Below are 14,506 nucleotides of genomic sequence, written 5' to 3'. Positions count from 1 at the left end.
CGGCATGCTTGCGCGTTTTGTGTTGGGAACCATTACTGCCGCTGCGTTGGTCGCGCCTGCGCTGGCCGGGGCCATGAACGCCGACGAAGCCCGCAGGTTCGTGGCCGGCAAAGTCTTCGCCTTCACCTGTTTCGACGGCACCCGTGGCGCAGGCCGGATTCTCGACGACATGGGCGCGATCGGGGCGGTGCAATTTTCCGGCTCCGGTCCGGTGCGCCACCTCCGGCTGCCGGGCAACACGCTTCAGATTCGCGGCCAGGCGGTGTGTGCCTCGATCAAGGGTATTCCATTCGAGCCCTGCTTCAATCTCGACAAGAAGGACGAAGTCAGCTTCCGCGGATCGGTTTCCGGGATGGGCTTCGCGTATTGCGATTTCCATCACCAGGGCGCGGCCCAGATGCTGATGGCCCGCGCGGCGCGGCCGCGTTCGATGCGTCGGTCGGAGCAATCGGTCGAAGCGCCGCGGACCGAGGTTTCCGTGCGGGTCGAAACCCCGCGGGTCGAGAGCGCTGGAATCGAACCGGTCAAATCCGAGACCAAATCTGCGCCGGAGAAATCGGAGAGTGCTCCGGAATTGCGCCACTCGACCGAGTGATGATTGCGGCGACGATGCGCCATATTCAATGGTCCGTGATCGCCGCAGCGGTGATGCCGTAGTTCTACGGGCCCCTACTTTCATGTGTTGGTAGCGACTTCCGCCGCAGTTTTGCCGATAATGGGCAAGCCCGGCGCGGCCTCACGCATGGATTCGTCATGTCGCTTTATTATTTCCGGATCAGTAACGGCCGATTTTCCGGCGCCGCCGATCTGGGATCGGAATTCGAAAGCCGCGAAGCCGCCTGGGCCGAGATGACCAAGGTTTGCGCCAACCTGGTTAGCGGCATTTCCCGCAGCCTGAAACAAAACGCCGAATGGCAGATGGAACTGCTGGATGAGGCGAAGCAGCCGGTGTTTCGAATCCGGTTGGTCGCGGAATCGCCGGGCTGCTAGAGCATTTCCGGTTCTGATGAAATCAGAACCGGGCTCTAGACTCTTTTTTTGACGCGTTTTCTTGACGCGAACCGGTATCCACTTCGCTCGAAAACGCTCTAGCACCGCTTAGCCACCCGGCTGCGTGACGGGCGCGGGCTGCGCCTGCCGGCGAAACAGGATCCGCTGGTAGAGCCAGCCGATCGCCACCAGCACCAGTCCCAGGCACATGAATGACAGCGCACGATAGACGCCTGTCAGCGTCGACATGTCGATCAGGAAGGCCTTTCCGATGGTCAGCGCGATCACGACAGCGGACGCAAGCCGGGCGCGCTGCGAATTGACGAGAATGCCGATGCCGAGCAGCACCACGCCGAACGCCAGCCACGCAATCGAGTAGGTGTATTGCTCAGCGCCGCCGGTGGCGCCGTCGGTCAGCACCGGGCCGTGATAGAACCGCCTGATTTCGAAGGTGAGATAGGTCAATGCCAGAAGCAGCGCGCCGGCCGCGATCGTGTTGCCGTACCAGGCGCTGCGGCGACCCGCCACCGCATAGGACAGCAACAGCGCCAGCACCGCGGGCAAGGCGTAGCCGAGCAACAGCAAGTTGACGAAGATGCCGCCGACATCGATCGACCAGAAGATCGGCGTCTCCCACAACATCAGGCCGAACACGGTGGCAAGGCCGGCATAGACCGTCAGCAGCACCGCGCTGACATTGTGAACCACGCTGCCGCTGCGAATGCGCAAGCGTTCCAGCCCGATCGCCATCGCGAGCGCCGTGCACACTTGCAGCGCCACTTCGGTGAGGTCCGCGGTATCGCGATAGATGTCGCCGCCGTTCACCGCATGGCGAATTTCCGTGAAACCCAAAAGCACGGTGAACAGGATCGCCGCCGACTCGACCGCGCGCTGTGGCCGGTCATCGCCGCGGCGGCGCAGGAAGATGCTGCCGGCCCAGAACGACAACGCCGGCACGCCATAGCCCCATAATAGCCAGTTGAAAATCGGCGTGGTGCCGATCGCATCGCCGGCGATGCGCGGCTCGTAGGCGGTCCGCATCACGACGATGGCGGCCAGAATAGCCGCGAGCGAGCGCAGGAACGGGATCGGCCGCTGCATCGAGACCCACGCCGTGCCCAGCGACATCAACGCGATCGCGATCGAGAGCAGGCCCTTGTCGAGTGCAAAGGTCAGCGCCAGCGCCAGCGCGCTCAGCGTGCCCGTCGCAAACAAGGCGATCGAGATCGGCAGTCCCGGCCGGTTATCGCGTTTGCCGAGCAGCTCGGTCGCCGCACCAAAGGCCGCCGCGAGGATCACGGCGAGGATCGCAAACGGTATCGAGCGGTCGAGATGCGCGATCCGGGCGTAGAGCGCGATCAGGAGCGCGAGCGGCGTGAACACCGCCGCCCCCGACCAGACCACCGGGATGATCGCGGTGGTCGAACGCCCCTGCGCCAGAAATCCGGCGACGCCGAAGCCTATCGCAAAGATCGCGGCCGATGTCAGATGCAGCGAGACCGAACCGTCGGTGGCATGCGGGCCGATGCCCGGCAGAGCGCCGCCCGGCAGCACCAGCATGTCCGGATTGGCCAGCACGGCCCATTCCAGGAACACGACAGCGGCCAGCACCGCGGCGGCGGCGACCGCGCCGGTCGCGGCCGGCGCGCGCCACGCGATCAACAGGGTGCCGGCGACCAAGACCGCAAACGCCGTCATCGCAGCGTCGGCATGCAGGCTCGTGATCACGATCGCGGTGGCGCCGAGCAAATAGGCCGCGAGCGCGCTCGATGACATCGGCTCGATGCGATCTTGTTCCAGGGGCGGGCCGAACGCGAAGCCGCTCACCACCAGCAGAGCGGCGAGAACAAAACCGGCGACGACATGGAAGACATGCGCACCGACCATCGGGTCTTCGCATTGCAGGCAGGGCAGCGTCCACGCCAGCGCGAACACGATGGTGGTGATGGCGAGCCAGCTCCACAGCCGGATCCGCGCCAGCGCGAATGAAGCGGCCGTGACGATGGCGAGGTAGATGTACAGCGCCCAGAAATTCGGTTTGTCGGAAGAGACCAGAATTGGCGTGGCGAAGGCCGCCGCGACGCCGAGGCCCGCCAGCGCCGGCCCGTGCAGCAATGCTGCGGCGAGCGTGCCCAGCGCCACCAGCCCCAGCAGCACGAACGCGGTCGCGGGAACGAGAAAATCGTACAGCGCATACGCGGCATAGACGGTCGCGAACGCCACGGCCGTTCCGGCGGCGGTGAGAATGGCGGGAATGTTGGCGATCGGCAGCGCTTCGATGGTCGAGACGCTCTCCTTGCGGCGCAGCCATTCGCCGGCCGCAAGCAGCGCCAGCGCGAAGGCTCCGCCCAGCAAGACGCGCACGCCCGGCCCGACCAGTCCGGCCTCGATCGAATAGCGCACCATAAAGAATCCGCCGAGCGCCAAGGTGAGACCGCCGACCCAGACCACCCAGCGGGTGCCGATGCGCTCTTCGAAGCTCGGCGTGGCCACCGGTTGAGGCAGCGGCGGAGGCGGCACCGCCGTATCCGCGGCGTCGTACTCCGGTGCGATGTCCGGGCTTTCCGCCGTGGTCGTAGCCGGTTCAATTTCGGGCACAGGCGGTGGTTGTTCACCCGCGATGTCGGGCGATGCGGCGGGGAGGGCTTGATCGGCTTCCGGATAGGGTGCGAGTGGGGGCGGCGCGGCCTGCGCCAGGGGCGCGGCCCGTTCGAGCGTGTAGATCCGCTGGCGGAGTGCTGCGACCTGGTTGAACGCCTTCGCTGCGACGATCAGCGCGACAATGGCGATCAGGAATGAAAAGAAATCGAACATCGAGCCTCCAGGCCATCGGCCCGACGTTTGGGTTTTGTCAGCTTGGTTTTGTCAGGTGCTTCTATCACTTCGTTCTAATGGATTTTTTGAGCCTCATCGCCGGCCGCGGACCCGCAGACCGGGGGCGGGCCGCTCCTGCAATACCTCGCGCCGGAAGCGAAACAGCGCGGCGGGCCGTCCTCCGGTTTGTGTCGACATCACGCCGGTTGGTTCGACCAGCGCGCCGTTTTCCACCAGCCGTCGGAAGTTTTGCTTGTGCAGATGCCGCCCCGAGATCGCTTCCACGGTTCGTTGCAGTTCGGTCAGCGTAAATTCCGGCGGCAGCAGCTCGAACACCACCGGGCGATATTTCAGCTTGGCGCGCAGCCGCGCGATCGCGGTGGCGAGAATGCGCCGGTGGTCGAACCGCATCGAGACGCCGAGGCGGGGGACCTTTTTCCGCGCCAGCGCCGCGGGCCGTCCGTCACGGCGCGCTTCCTCGACCAGTCCGGCTTCGTAGAGCAGCTCGTAACGGTCGAGCACGCGTTCCTCGTCCCAATGCGCGCCCTCGGTGCCGAAATACAGCCGCACGCGATCCTTGCGGCCGAGCGCGCGCGTGGTGCCGGGCTCCTCGGCCTGCGCGGCCCAGTTGGTCAGTTCGGGCAAAATGTCGCGCTCGATCATCTCGGGGCGCACCTCGCGCCAATCTTCCCACGGGAAAAATCGATACCAGGGCTCGAAGGTGGCGCCCGGCAGACGCGCCGCGTTGTCGGCGGCGCGGGTCAGCGCGAGGTAGCCGATCGAGGCGACATGGACGTCGGTGTCGCCGGGCTCGGTATGGCGGCCGCGATCGCCGAACGTATAGAGCTGTTCGACATAGCCGAGACGCAATCCCGCCTGTTGCTCGACCCAGGCGCGCAGGCCGATCTCGAAGGTGCGGTGCGAGACCGCTTCGAACGGGCCGAACGGCAGGCCGGCCAGCCTGTCGCCATCGCCGCTCGACGCGATCAGGATCAAGGGCTCGTTGTCTTCAATCGCGACGATGGCCGCGGTCAGTCCGATTTCGATCGGCGTCAGCGGCTTGTCGCTCATCGCGCGGGGTTCATCGTTAGTCGAGGTCGACGCGGAACGGGCGGCCTTCGACCAGCATGTTGCCGGGACCCATCTCGTCGAGCGCGCGCAGCATCCGCCCCTCACGCCCCAGCGCCTTGTCGGCCAGGCTGACCATCAGCCGGTTCGGCTGTGCGAGCGCCGAGGCGGCGCGGATTTGCCGCGCGATCGACATCTCGTCGCGATGCGGATTGAGCATGCAGGCCGCGGCGAACGCGCTCGCGGTGGAGCGGCTGATGCCGGCATAGCAGTGGATCACCAGCGGCGCGTGGCGGTCCCAGCCACGCACGAAGCCCAGTACCTGCTGGATATGCGTATCGTTCGGCGCGATGAAACCATCGATATCCTCGGTGATGTCGTCGACCTGCACCCTGAGATGATTGGCCTCGAGCACCGATGGCGGCCGCTGCACCTGATCGACCTTGGCCATCACGGTCAGGATGTGGCTGGCCCCGGTGGCCGTGACGGTATCGGGGAGGGCGGCGAGCGAGCAGACGTGAATCATGGGGTTCCTTTTTTCGCCCCTGATTATAGGCCTGTGCGTCGCGCGGTAAAAGGTCCCAGCCGTCGCATGTTGTGGGAGGCTGGACGTGAAAACGCGATCCCGCGGCGCGTTGCGCCCGAGGTTGTCCAAGCAGTTCCGCCCCAAAAACGAGAGGGCGCAGTGCGATCCCAAGAGGGATGCAGGCGACCCTCAAGAGAGGGCGCAGGGAAGACCGGGTGCGCGCTGCACCCGCGATCTCGCGTGCCAAGATACACATAGCAAAGCGCACACGAGCATACAGGTTCAGCGGAAGCAGTCCGGCCTTCCCTGCGCAATGGTTTTACAGCTTATTTCGTGCTCTCCCCGGTGAGACCAGAGCTTGTTTGTCACCGTCGCCCGCAAGAAGCGTGAGCCTCTGGCGGACTTGACACCTGCCATTGGGGCGTCAGGACCACACGCCTTTGCCGTCCGCCTCACGCGCCGTTCGTCAAAAGCGCATCCGCGTCCATCGCTCCCCGCCCCAACGTCAGTGACGATGGCCAACGCCCCCTCTCTCGGGACGGGATGGCGAGGAATAAGCAACTGAGTTGGGTCTGGAGTCAAGGACAATTTCTGAAAATCAGAAATTTCGTGGAGATGTGCCGGGATGGGTAGGGTAAATCAGTTTTGAGGTTTTTCGGCAATCCGGCTCCTGACGCGCGATCAAACGTCAGTTTGTGGCACTTCTCGAACCTGCCGAGCGTGCCGGAGGATGTTCGATCTCGGGGCAAAACGAATGCGGAGCAGAGCGGGCGCGACTTCGGATTTCGACCGGAAGCGGACATAACGGCTTGCTGGCGACCCCAGACCGTACCGCTCGCGAAACTCATTCGGAGAGCTTTCCCCTAATGTCGCGCCAGTATTCTTCCGCGACGTCGGGGTCAATTTCGATAGGCGCTGAGGTTTCAGCATAGAGGCGATCTTTGCCATCTTTTCGCGGACCTGAAATCCAAAACCTTTCTCCAGTCTCAAGGTCGAAATAGTTTGCCTTGAAGCCACTACCTTTCAGGCTTTGGAAAGTGCGCCCTCCATAGCTGATAGATTTGCCCGTCTTCGAGAACGTGACGCGGCCAATGCGCGCTGGTCCATTCAGCGATGCGGATTTATTCTCGACATACATGATACGCGTTTTCGGCATGCTTATGCTCGCATGATCCACGTGCGACCTATCGCGAAATCGGGTCGCTCTGTTAGCTCGTTGGTAGCTCATGCGAATTAATGCAATCTGAAATGAACCCGGAGAAAGCGTTCTGGTTGCAGGTGACTTGAAAAAGCCGTCAGACCGTTAGCCGCCGACTTCCGATAATGGCACTGCTCTGACGCGCCGGGTCGGTCGCCTCACGTTCGTTGTTCGAGGGAAGAGCGAAAGTAGTTGGCCGACGATCAATCGACGCGATTGCCCCAAAGCCGACGAGGGGCCGCGCGGATGATGGGCTCGCCCGTTGACACTTTATTAAATTGTAGATACGTTATAATCCGTGAAGATCGTTTGGGATGAACCGAAGCGCCTCGCCAATATCGCCAAACATGGCGGCCTTGATTTCGCCGATCTGGACGAAGGGTTCTTCGAGCGATCCATGATCGTTCCGGGCAGAGGTAATCGCCTGATCGCCGTAGGGCGTCTCGCCGACGGCGTGGTGGTCGTGGTGTTTGTCACGCTCGGCTCGGAGGGCTTGAGCGTCATCAGCATGCGCCCCGCGAACGCCAGGGAAAGGAAGCTTCTCGATGGCTAAAAAATTCAAGGCCGGAAAAGGCTATGGCAGGAAGGATTGGGATGCGGTTTCCGACAATCCCAAACTCACCGACGAGCAACTTTCAAAAGCAAAGCCGTTTGCCGAAGCCCTCCCGGCTCTCGCGGCTTCGATCCGGCGTGGCCGCGGGCCGAACAAGGCACCGACGAAAAAGCTGGTGTCATTGCGGCTGTCCGGGCAGGTGATCGAGAAGTACAAGGCCGATGGCCCCGGCTGGCAGTCGCGGATTGATCAGGATTTGCGGCGGATCAACAAGATCAGGTGATGAACCAATGAGCTAACTTGCAAGGCGATAATTCTCCCCGCTAAATATTGCAGGAATTGAAATGGTGTGCGGCTCTCGCCGTTTCCCAGTGATTGAGATTGTTACCCAAGGGAGACCAGTGTGATCAAGTCGAGAAATGCTGACATCGAGGCTGTGGCCGTAAGTGCCGTCGAGGGCAAGCCTGTGTACGGCGGCCATATGCTCGTCAAGCCGCTTATCAAGGGCGACGAAATGACATTCATCGAGATCCATTACGCGGCGGGAGTCGGCGCTCCGCTTCACACCCATACGCATGAATCGATTGCTTACGTTGTGAAGGGCAAAATGAAATCGACTGTCGGCTCGGAGGAATTCATCATGGGACCAGGCGATGTTTGCCGGCACCCCAAAGGAATCCTCCACGGATTGGAGGCCATCGAAGACTCCGTTGTGGTCGAGATCAAGTCGCCGGCGCCTGATATCGGCGCCTTCTTCGCGATGCGAAAATGAGGATCGAATTACGGTGCACTTAACTTATTCCTCGATCGTGCCATGAGGAGGCGGCCGCCGCGATTCGAAATATTAAGTGCACTGTAACTAATGGATTGATCAGGATTTGCGGCGGATCAACAAGATCAGGTGAGCTCAGGGATAACCGGCGCCGGCAATTTCGACGTCGACCATGTCGATGCGGGCAGACGATTTGCGCTGCCGCAGTTCTTCATGGGATGTTGCCGCACTAAGACAGAAGAGTGTTCGCCGCTCCGGGCCGCCGAGAGCACAAGCGATGGCGCGTCGGCCCGCGACTTTTATTCGCTGCAACTCGTGCCCTTCGCGGCTCACTCGAATGAAGGCGTCCTCGTCGTAGGAAGCGACCCAGACGGCCCCCTCGTGATCGAGGCAAATGCCATCAGGGGCCTTCATGTTTCCGAATCGACGATGAAAGTTCAAGCTACCGTCGTCCTGTATCTCATATTCAGCGAGGCAATCGCCCTCCATCTCAGCCACGACGAGCCGGCGATTATCGGCCGAGACCGCGATGCCGTTGGGAAACCGCAATCCTTCGGCCACCACACGTGCCTTGCCGTCCGGCATCACCAAAATGATGCGGCCGACCGAGCCTCGATCTGGCGGCGGCGGCAAATCGAAGCCGAGATCGCCGACATAAGCGCGCGCCAGGCCATCGACGATCATGTCGTCGATCGTACCTGTCGCTATGCCGGAGAGGTCGGCGTAGAGCGAAAGCCCGCCGTCCGCATATGTCATCAGACGCTTGCGGAACATCGTCAATACGATGAGCTTGCCGTCCGGCAAGATACCAAGGCCGCAAGGCGTGTCGTCATCGACCTTCGCGTGCTGTTTGCACTCACCGGAGGGCTCCAGGCTCAGGAGTGTCCGATTCAAAACGTCAACGAACCAAAGCCGATTAGAGTGCCAGCGCGGGCCCTCGAAATAACGTCCCCCATCGAGCACGGCTTTTGGCGCGATCGGTGTCATTGATGCAGTCTCGGGATTTTCGTAAAATTGTTGCTGAACCCATATCATGCCGAAGGTTGTGCAGCAAGGAAAGCGCTACTGCATCGCCGGGTGGGTCGCCCCACAAATCCCGCGCTTCACGGGCACAATTTCGCGAACCGTTCCAGAAACTGCTTCTCGGCGCGGGCGGCGGTCCAGGGGGTGGTGTAGTCGGCTTGCGTCGCGGGCGGCAAAGATGGGTCGCTGCCGAACAGGCGCTTGGCTTCGGCTTGCGCAAATCCCGCCAGATGCGTCGCTTCCAGATAGGCCGCGCCGCGGTCGGCGTCCTTGATCCGGCGCGTCATTTCGGCGGGCAGTTCCGGCGGCAATCCAAAACGAATATGGATCGCCGACAACAGCCGCTTCTCCACCGCCTTGTAGTCGCCGCCGAGCACCGCCTTGAACGGCGAGATCATGTCGCCGATGACATATTCCGGCGCATCGTGCAGCAGCGCCGCTAGCCGGAACCTGGCATCGACCCGCGGCATCTGCTCGCGCATCACGGCTTCCACCAGCAGCGTATGCTGCGCCACCGAGAAGATGTGCGCGCCGCTGGTCTGTCCGTTCCAGCGCGCGACCCGCGCCAGGCCGTGGGCGATGTCGGCGATCTCGATATCGAGCGGCGAGGGGTCGAGCAGATCGAGCCTGCGTCCCGACAGCATCCGCTGCCAAACGCGCGGCGGCGCGGCACGCGCCGTCATTTGGTTTTGAGACGCGGCGCGCGGGGCTTGCCGCCGCAGGTCTGATGACAGAAGCAGGTGACGAGGTGGTCGTTGACCATGCCGGTCGCCTGCATGAAGGCGTAGACGATGGTGGGGCCGACGAATTTGAATCCGCGCGCGGCCAGTTCCTTGGAAACCTTGATCGACACCGGTGTGGATGCCGGCACGCTGGCGGTGGTCTTGAACTGATTGACCTTCGGTTTGCCGTCGACGAAATCCCACAGGAACTTTGAAAATCCGGCGCCTTCTTCCATGATCTTCAGGTAGGCCTTGGCGCCGTTGACCGTGCCCGCGATCTTGGCGCGGTTGCGGACGATGCCGGCATCGTTCATCAGCGCGTGAACTTTTTTCTCGCTGTAGCGGGCGATCTTCTCGGGGCGGAAATCGTCGAAGGCTTTACGGAAATTCTCGCGCTTGCGCAGGATCGTGATCCAGGACAGCCCGGCCTGGAAACCGTCGAGGATCAGCTTTTCATAGAGCGCGCGGTCGTCATATTCCGGCACGCCCCATTCGGTGTCGTGATAGGCCATGTAAAACGGGTCTTCACCCGGCCACGGGCATCGCGTCAGGCCGTCGGGATGCACGCGCGCGGATCGGCTCATGACAGCTCGCTCACGCCACAGTCTGTTTCGGCCCGGAACGCAACGCGTCGGGATCGGCGATGCGCAGCGCGAGGCCGCCCGATGTCAGGGGCGTTCCGGCATCGAGCGCGTCCACGGCGCGGTCGGTCCGGATCAGCGCGAGTCCTGTGCCATTGGCCGCCGAGCCCATGGTGCCGACCGGCTTGTCGCCGGCGACCACCGGCGTGCCGGCTTCCGGAGCAGGGCCATCCAGAATCACCTGGACGGTTCGGGTGCGCGCGGTGCCGCGATGCTGCATCCGCGACACCACTTCCTGTCCGACGTAACAGCCCTTGTCGAAATCGACGCCGTGCAGGCGGTCCATATTGGTTTCGTGCGGGAACGCGTCGCCGTACATGAAGTCGAGCCCGCCGCGCGGCACGCCGCAGGCAATGCGGTGCGCCTCATAGGCGGTGCTGTCGACCAGATCGGCGCCGATCAGGCCGGCCACTTTCGCCGCGAGTTGCTCGGGCACCAGAATCCGCCAGCCCAGCGCCGGATGGCGCGGATCGGCAAACGTCAAATCGGGTTTTACCGCGGGTTCACCGTCCCACACCGCCATCACGCCGAGGCTATTGGCAGGATCGGCGCTGTCGGACAGGTTTTCGACCGCGACCTTGGCGCGCAGTTTGTAGAAGCCGAGCTTGTCGGCGAGGCCCTTGGCGAGGGCGCGCGGGGTGTCGAGCAGGAAACCGCCGCCATGGCCGGCCGGCGCCTCGGTGATCAGGAAATCGATGGTGATCTTGCCTTGCGGCGTCAGCAGCGCGCCGAAGCGGCCCAGCGTCGGGCGAACCAGCGTCACGTCTGATGTGACCAGGCCATTGAGAAAGTCGCGGGCATCCTCGCCGCTGACCTTGACCACGCCCCGATCGGGAAGAAACGCTGCTTTCATTCAAAAATCTCTTGCGGCATGTTACGACGGAACGTAAGCCGCCAAGGTATAAACGACAAGGCCCCGTGCGGACGTCATCCTGAGGTGCGAGCTCTTGCGAGCCTCGAAGGATGGCCGCAGGTACTGCGCTGAACACCATCCTTCGAGACGCGGCGAAGACGCCGCTCCTCAGGATGACGGCCGAGGATGACGAAGACTGAATACGAGGACCGATGACTCAGCGATTTGATACCATTCTAAAATCCGGCACCGTGGTCAATCAGGACGGCGAGGGCGTGCGCGATATCGGCATTGCCGATGGCCGCATCGCCGCGATCGGCGCGCTGGCGCACGCCTCGGCCGATGAGGTGATCGACTGCAAGGGCCTGCACATCCTGCCCGGTGTGATCGACACCCAGGTGCATTTCCGCGAGCCGGGACTGACTCATAAAGAGGATCTGGAAACCGGTTCGCGCAGCGCGGTGATGGGCGGCGTCACCGCGGTGTTCGAGATGCCCAACACCGACCCCTTGACCGTCACCGAGGCTGCCTTCACCGCCAAGGTGAAGGCCGCCCATCACCGCATGCATTGCGATTTTTCGTTCTTCATCGGCGGCACCCGCGACAATGTGCAGGATCTGCCGGAGCTGGAGCGGGCGCCCGGTTGCGCCGGCGTCAAGATCTTTATCGGCTCCTCCACCGGCGCCCTGCTGGTGGAAGATGACGAAAGCCTGCGGCGGATCTTCAAGGTGATCCAGCGCCGCGCCGCGTTTCACGCCGAGGACGAATATCGCCTCAACGAGCGCAAGCCGCTGCGGATCGAGGGCGATCCGCGCTCGCATCCGGTGTGGCGCGACGAGCCCGCGGCGCTGATCGCGACGCAGCGGCTGGTGGCGCTGGCCCGTGAAACGGGAAAGCGCATCCACGTGCTGCACATCTCCACCAAGCAGGAGATCGAGTTCTTGCGCGACCACAAGGATGTAGCGTCCTGCGAGGCGACGCCGCATCACCTCACTCTGGTGGCCCCGGAATGCTATGAGCGGCTCGGCACGCTCGCGCAGATGAACCCGCCGGTGCGCTCGGCCGATCACCGGGAGGGGATCTGGCGCGGCATCGAGCAGGGCATCATCGACGTGCTCGGCTCCGACCACGCGCCGCACACGCTGGAGGAAAAGTCCAAAACCTATCCGGCGTCGCCCTCGGGCATGACCGGCGTGCAGACGCTGGTGCCGGTGATGTTGGATCACGTCAATGCCGGGCGGTTGTCGCTGGCGCGGTTGGTCGATCTCACCAGCGCCGGTCCGGCGCGGCTGTATAATATCGCCTGCAAGGGCCGGATCGCGTCGGGCTACGACGCCGACTTCACCGTGGTCGACCTCAAGCGCCGCGAGACCATCACCAATCAATGGGTGGCTTCCAAAGCCGGCTGGACGCCGTATGACGGCGTAGAGGTCACGGGATGGCCGGTCGGCACCTTCGTGCGCGGCCGCCGCGTGATGTGGCAGGGCGAACTGACCGCGCCATCGAACGGCGAACCGGTGCGGTTTCTGGAAACGCTGAAGGCTTGATGAGGCAGCGTCATCGTTGCCGTCATCCCCGGGATGAACGCAATTGCGTTCACCCGTGAGGTGCGAGCCCTTGCGAGCCTCGAAGGATGGCCGCAAGCACAGCGCTGAACAGCCGCAAAGCACGACGATGAACAACATCCTTCGAGGCTCGCCGAAGACGGCGAGCACCTCAGGATGACGGCTTTGCTGGTTGCGAGAGTTTTACTGCTTCGACAGCGCCAGTGAAAACTCGCCGTTGCGCACGCGCGCGGCGAGGCCTTCGACGAATTTCGCCACCGCGTCCTCGCCGTAGGTTCCGACCAGTTCGGCGAACGCCGCGAACAGGCTGGCCTGCGCCAGGCAATCGCCGTCGACACCATCGTGCCGTGCTTCCGCCCAGGCTTCGTTGAGATAGCTGAGCGCGGCCTGTTTCTGTTCGTGATCGGGCAGCGGGTCGCGGGCGGTCGTGAAGGTCACTGGATGGCTCATGAAACTCGATGGATGGTGTGCGCAATCCAGGACGGCGCGCTTCGAATGCAACAGATGTAGCATGTGGTAACGCTTCCGCGAGCGAGTTCTTTAAGAAAGGTTAACGGCGCTTTCGGCATTTAAGACGGTTCTCGATGGTCCGTTTTGGCCTTCAAGTTCCGCTTCGTGCCGCGGTGATTTCTTCAATCATTTCCGGGAAACAATCACGAAATGCAGTCGAGGATGGCGCTCGGTGTCGCACAAAGGTGGTAAGCGCCGGCTGCCGTCAGTTCCTGCGCGCTGCCATAGCCATAGAGCACGCCGATACCTTTGATGCCATTGTTCCGCGCCCCGATCATGTCGTGGCTGCGATCGCCGATCATCACGGCATGCGATGATTCGACCGCGGTCGTTTTCAGCGCATAGGCCAACAGATCGGATTTGTCGGCGCGGGTGCCGTCCAGCTCGGAGCCGAACACGCGCTCAAAATGCCGGCGCAGATCGAAATGATCGATGATGCGATCGGCGAAAACATGCGCCTTGCTGGTGGCGACGAACAACCGGTGGCCGGATTGGCGAAGTGCGGTCAGCACATCCTCGACACCGGCATAGACGGCGTTCTCGTACAGACCGATGTCGGAAAATCGTTCGCGATAGAGCGATACCGCGAGATCGGCGGAAGCCTCGCCCAGCAGTTTCACAAAACTGGCGCGCAGCGGCGGGCCGATGCACCAGGTCAGTTCGTCCTCGGTCGGGATGGTTTGCTGGCCGAGCTTGTCGAGGGCGTACTGTATCGAGCGCGTGATACCGGGCTTGGGGTCGGTCAGCGTACCGTCGAGGTCGAAGAAAATCGCGTCCATGGTTTTTCGATCGCAGGCTAATTGGCGTAGCGCGCGGTGAGGTCTCGCGAGATTTTCGCGCCTTCCTCGACATAGCGCCGGATCGCGACGGTGGCGGCCGGGGTGCAGGTCCGGTAGGTCTGCTGGAAGCCATTATAGCCGCGGTTGAAGCCCGCGATCAGGCGGGTCCGGCGATCGCCCGACGGGGTTTCGGCATCGACCAGCGCCTGCATCTGGTTGCGCCATTTCGCGCCGTCATTGGTACCGCAAATGCCGCGCAGATAATGCAGCGAGCCGAGGATTTCGGCCAGCCGCTGCAGGTCGCCGTCGAACGGTGCTGCGGCATCCTCGGCCCGCGCCGGGCCAAGGCTACAAAGCGAGATCACGAGGAGGGCGGCGAGAAAATGTTTCGACATGAAATGGGTCCGGGACCCCGATGTGCCCAAGGGGTGCGCGCGCACGCGTGTGCGCTGTGATATGCCTTCTCGGGACGTTCGAAGCAAGGTGCGAAAA

At 62.9% G+C, this 14,506-nt stretch carries 17 protein-coding genes; 6 read left to right on the top strand and 11 right to left on the bottom strand.

Annotation, left to right across the window (positions count from 1 at the left end; translation table 11 throughout):
- Positions 1-4: 4 nt before the first annotated feature.
- Entirely contained in the window at positions 5-595 is a 591-nt protein-coding gene (locus GSQ88_RS31480; protein ID WP_159011956.1) for a hypothetical protein, read from the top strand.
- Between the two features lie 158 nt (positions 596-753).
- Positions 754-990 (top strand): DUF6894 family protein, encoded by a 237-nt coding sequence (locus GSQ88_RS31475; RefSeq protein ID WP_159011954.1) that lies wholly within the window; start codon positions 754-756, stop codon positions 988-990.
- A 108-nt stretch (positions 991-1,098) separates the two neighbouring features.
- Here the strand turns inward: GSQ88_RS31475 and GSQ88_RS31470 are convergent, their stop codons facing one another.
- From GSQ88_RS31470 to GSQ88_RS31455, 4 genes are all read right to left on the bottom strand, one after another.
- Positions 1,099-3,804 carry a DUF2339 domain-containing protein gene (locus GSQ88_RS31470; RefSeq protein ID WP_159011952.1) on the bottom strand — a complete coding sequence of 902 codons (2,706 nt, stop codon included), beginning with the start codon at positions 3,802-3,804 and terminating at the stop codon, positions 1,099-1,101.
- Positions 3,805-3,897: 93 nt separating this feature from the next.
- Entirely contained in the window at positions 3,898-4,875 is a 978-nt protein-coding gene (locus tag GSQ88_RS31465; protein ID WP_159011950.1) for an NUDIX hydrolase, read from the bottom strand.
- A 16-nt stretch (positions 4,876-4,891) separates the two neighbouring features.
- Complete coding sequence (locus GSQ88_RS31460; RefSeq protein WP_159011948.1) at positions 4,892-5,398, bottom strand: tyrosine phosphatase family protein; 507 nt, start codon at positions 5,396-5,398, stop codon at positions 4,892-4,894.
- An 844-nt stretch (positions 5,399-6,242) separates the two neighbouring features.
- Positions 6,243-6,554, bottom strand: coding sequence for a 1-deoxy-D-xylulose-5-phosphate synthase (locus tag GSQ88_RS31455; protein WP_159011946.1), 312 nt, complete (start codon positions 6,552-6,554; stop codon positions 6,243-6,245).
- Between the two features lie 340 nt (positions 6,555-6,894).
- Between GSQ88_RS31455 and GSQ88_RS31450 the strand changes: the two genes are divergently transcribed.
- From GSQ88_RS31450 to GSQ88_RS31440, 3 genes are all read left to right on the top strand, one after another.
- A complete protein-coding gene (locus GSQ88_RS31450; RefSeq protein WP_159011945.1) occupies positions 6,895-7,149 on the top strand; it encodes a BrnT family toxin in 255 nt (84 codons plus the stop codon).
- The gene (locus GSQ88_RS31445) at positions 7,142-7,432 is read left to right on the top strand and encodes a BrnA antitoxin family protein (protein ID WP_159011943.1); all 291 of its coding nucleotides are present in this window, start codon (positions 7,142-7,144) and stop codon (positions 7,430-7,432) included. The genes GSQ88_RS31450 and GSQ88_RS31445 overlap by 8 nt, the downstream gene beginning before the upstream one ends.
- Positions 7,433-7,552: 120 nt before the next feature.
- Positions 7,553-7,921, top strand: coding sequence for a cupin domain-containing protein (locus tag GSQ88_RS31440; protein ID WP_159011941.1), 369 nt, complete (start codon positions 7,553-7,555; stop codon positions 7,919-7,921).
- Positions 7,922-8,056: 135 nt separating this feature from the next.
- Here GSQ88_RS31440 and GSQ88_RS31435 read toward each other — a convergent pair whose 3' ends face one another.
- From GSQ88_RS31435 to ygfZ, 4 genes are all read right to left on the bottom strand, one after another.
- Positions 8,057-8,908: an SMP-30/gluconolactonase/LRE family protein gene (locus GSQ88_RS31435; protein WP_159011940.1), complete on the bottom strand. Its 852-nt coding sequence runs from the start codon at positions 8,906-8,908 to the stop codon at positions 8,057-8,059.
- A 116-nt stretch (positions 8,909-9,024) separates the two neighbouring features.
- Positions 9,025-9,627 carry a YfbR-like 5'-deoxynucleotidase gene (locus tag GSQ88_RS31430; protein ID WP_159011938.1) on the bottom strand — a complete coding sequence of 201 codons (603 nt, stop codon included), beginning with the start codon at positions 9,625-9,627 and terminating at the stop codon, positions 9,025-9,027.
- Positions 9,624-10,250, bottom strand: a complete 627-nt coding sequence (locus tag GSQ88_RS31425; protein ID WP_159011936.1) for a DNA-3-methyladenine glycosylase I — start codon at positions 10,248-10,250, stop codon at positions 9,624-9,626. Before GSQ88_RS31425 ends, GSQ88_RS31430 begins: the two co-directional genes overlap by 4 nt.
- 10 nt (positions 10,251-10,260) lie before the next feature.
- Complete coding sequence (gene ygfZ, locus GSQ88_RS31420) at positions 10,261-11,160, bottom strand: CAF17-like 4Fe-4S cluster assembly/insertion protein YgfZ (protein WP_159011934.1); 900 nt, start codon at positions 11,158-11,160, stop codon at positions 10,261-10,263.
- Between the two features lie 212 nt (positions 11,161-11,372).
- On the opposite strand from ygfZ, the gene GSQ88_RS31415 reads away from it, so the two are divergent.
- Entirely contained in the window at positions 11,373-12,707 is a 1,335-nt protein-coding gene (locus GSQ88_RS31415) for a dihydroorotase (RefSeq protein WP_159011932.1), read from the top strand.
- A gap of 201 nt (positions 12,708-12,908) precedes the next feature.
- Here the strand turns inward: GSQ88_RS31415 and GSQ88_RS31410 are convergent, their stop codons facing one another.
- From GSQ88_RS31410 to GSQ88_RS31400, 3 genes are all read right to left on the bottom strand, one after another.
- Entirely contained in the window at positions 12,909-13,175 is a 267-nt protein-coding gene (locus GSQ88_RS31410; RefSeq protein ID WP_159011930.1) for a hypothetical protein, read from the bottom strand.
- 203 nt (positions 13,176-13,378) lie between these two features.
- Positions 13,379-14,014, bottom strand: coding sequence for an HAD family hydrolase (locus tag GSQ88_RS31405; protein ID WP_159011928.1), 636 nt, complete (start codon positions 14,012-14,014; stop codon positions 13,379-13,381).
- 17 nt (positions 14,015-14,031) lie between these two features.
- The gene (locus GSQ88_RS31400) at positions 14,032-14,409 is read right to left on the bottom strand and encodes a TIGR02301 family protein (protein WP_159011926.1); all 378 of its coding nucleotides are present in this window, start codon (positions 14,407-14,409) and stop codon (positions 14,032-14,034) included.
- Positions 14,410-14,506: the final 97 nt, after the last annotated feature.

This window comes from Bradyrhizobium sp. S69 (assembly GCF_009766005.1).
In the GTDB taxonomy this organism is placed as follows: domain Bacteria; phylum Pseudomonadota; class Alphaproteobacteria; order Rhizobiales; family Xanthobacteraceae; genus Bradyrhizobium.
This window is presented reverse-complemented; position numbering and strand designations above follow the sequence as displayed.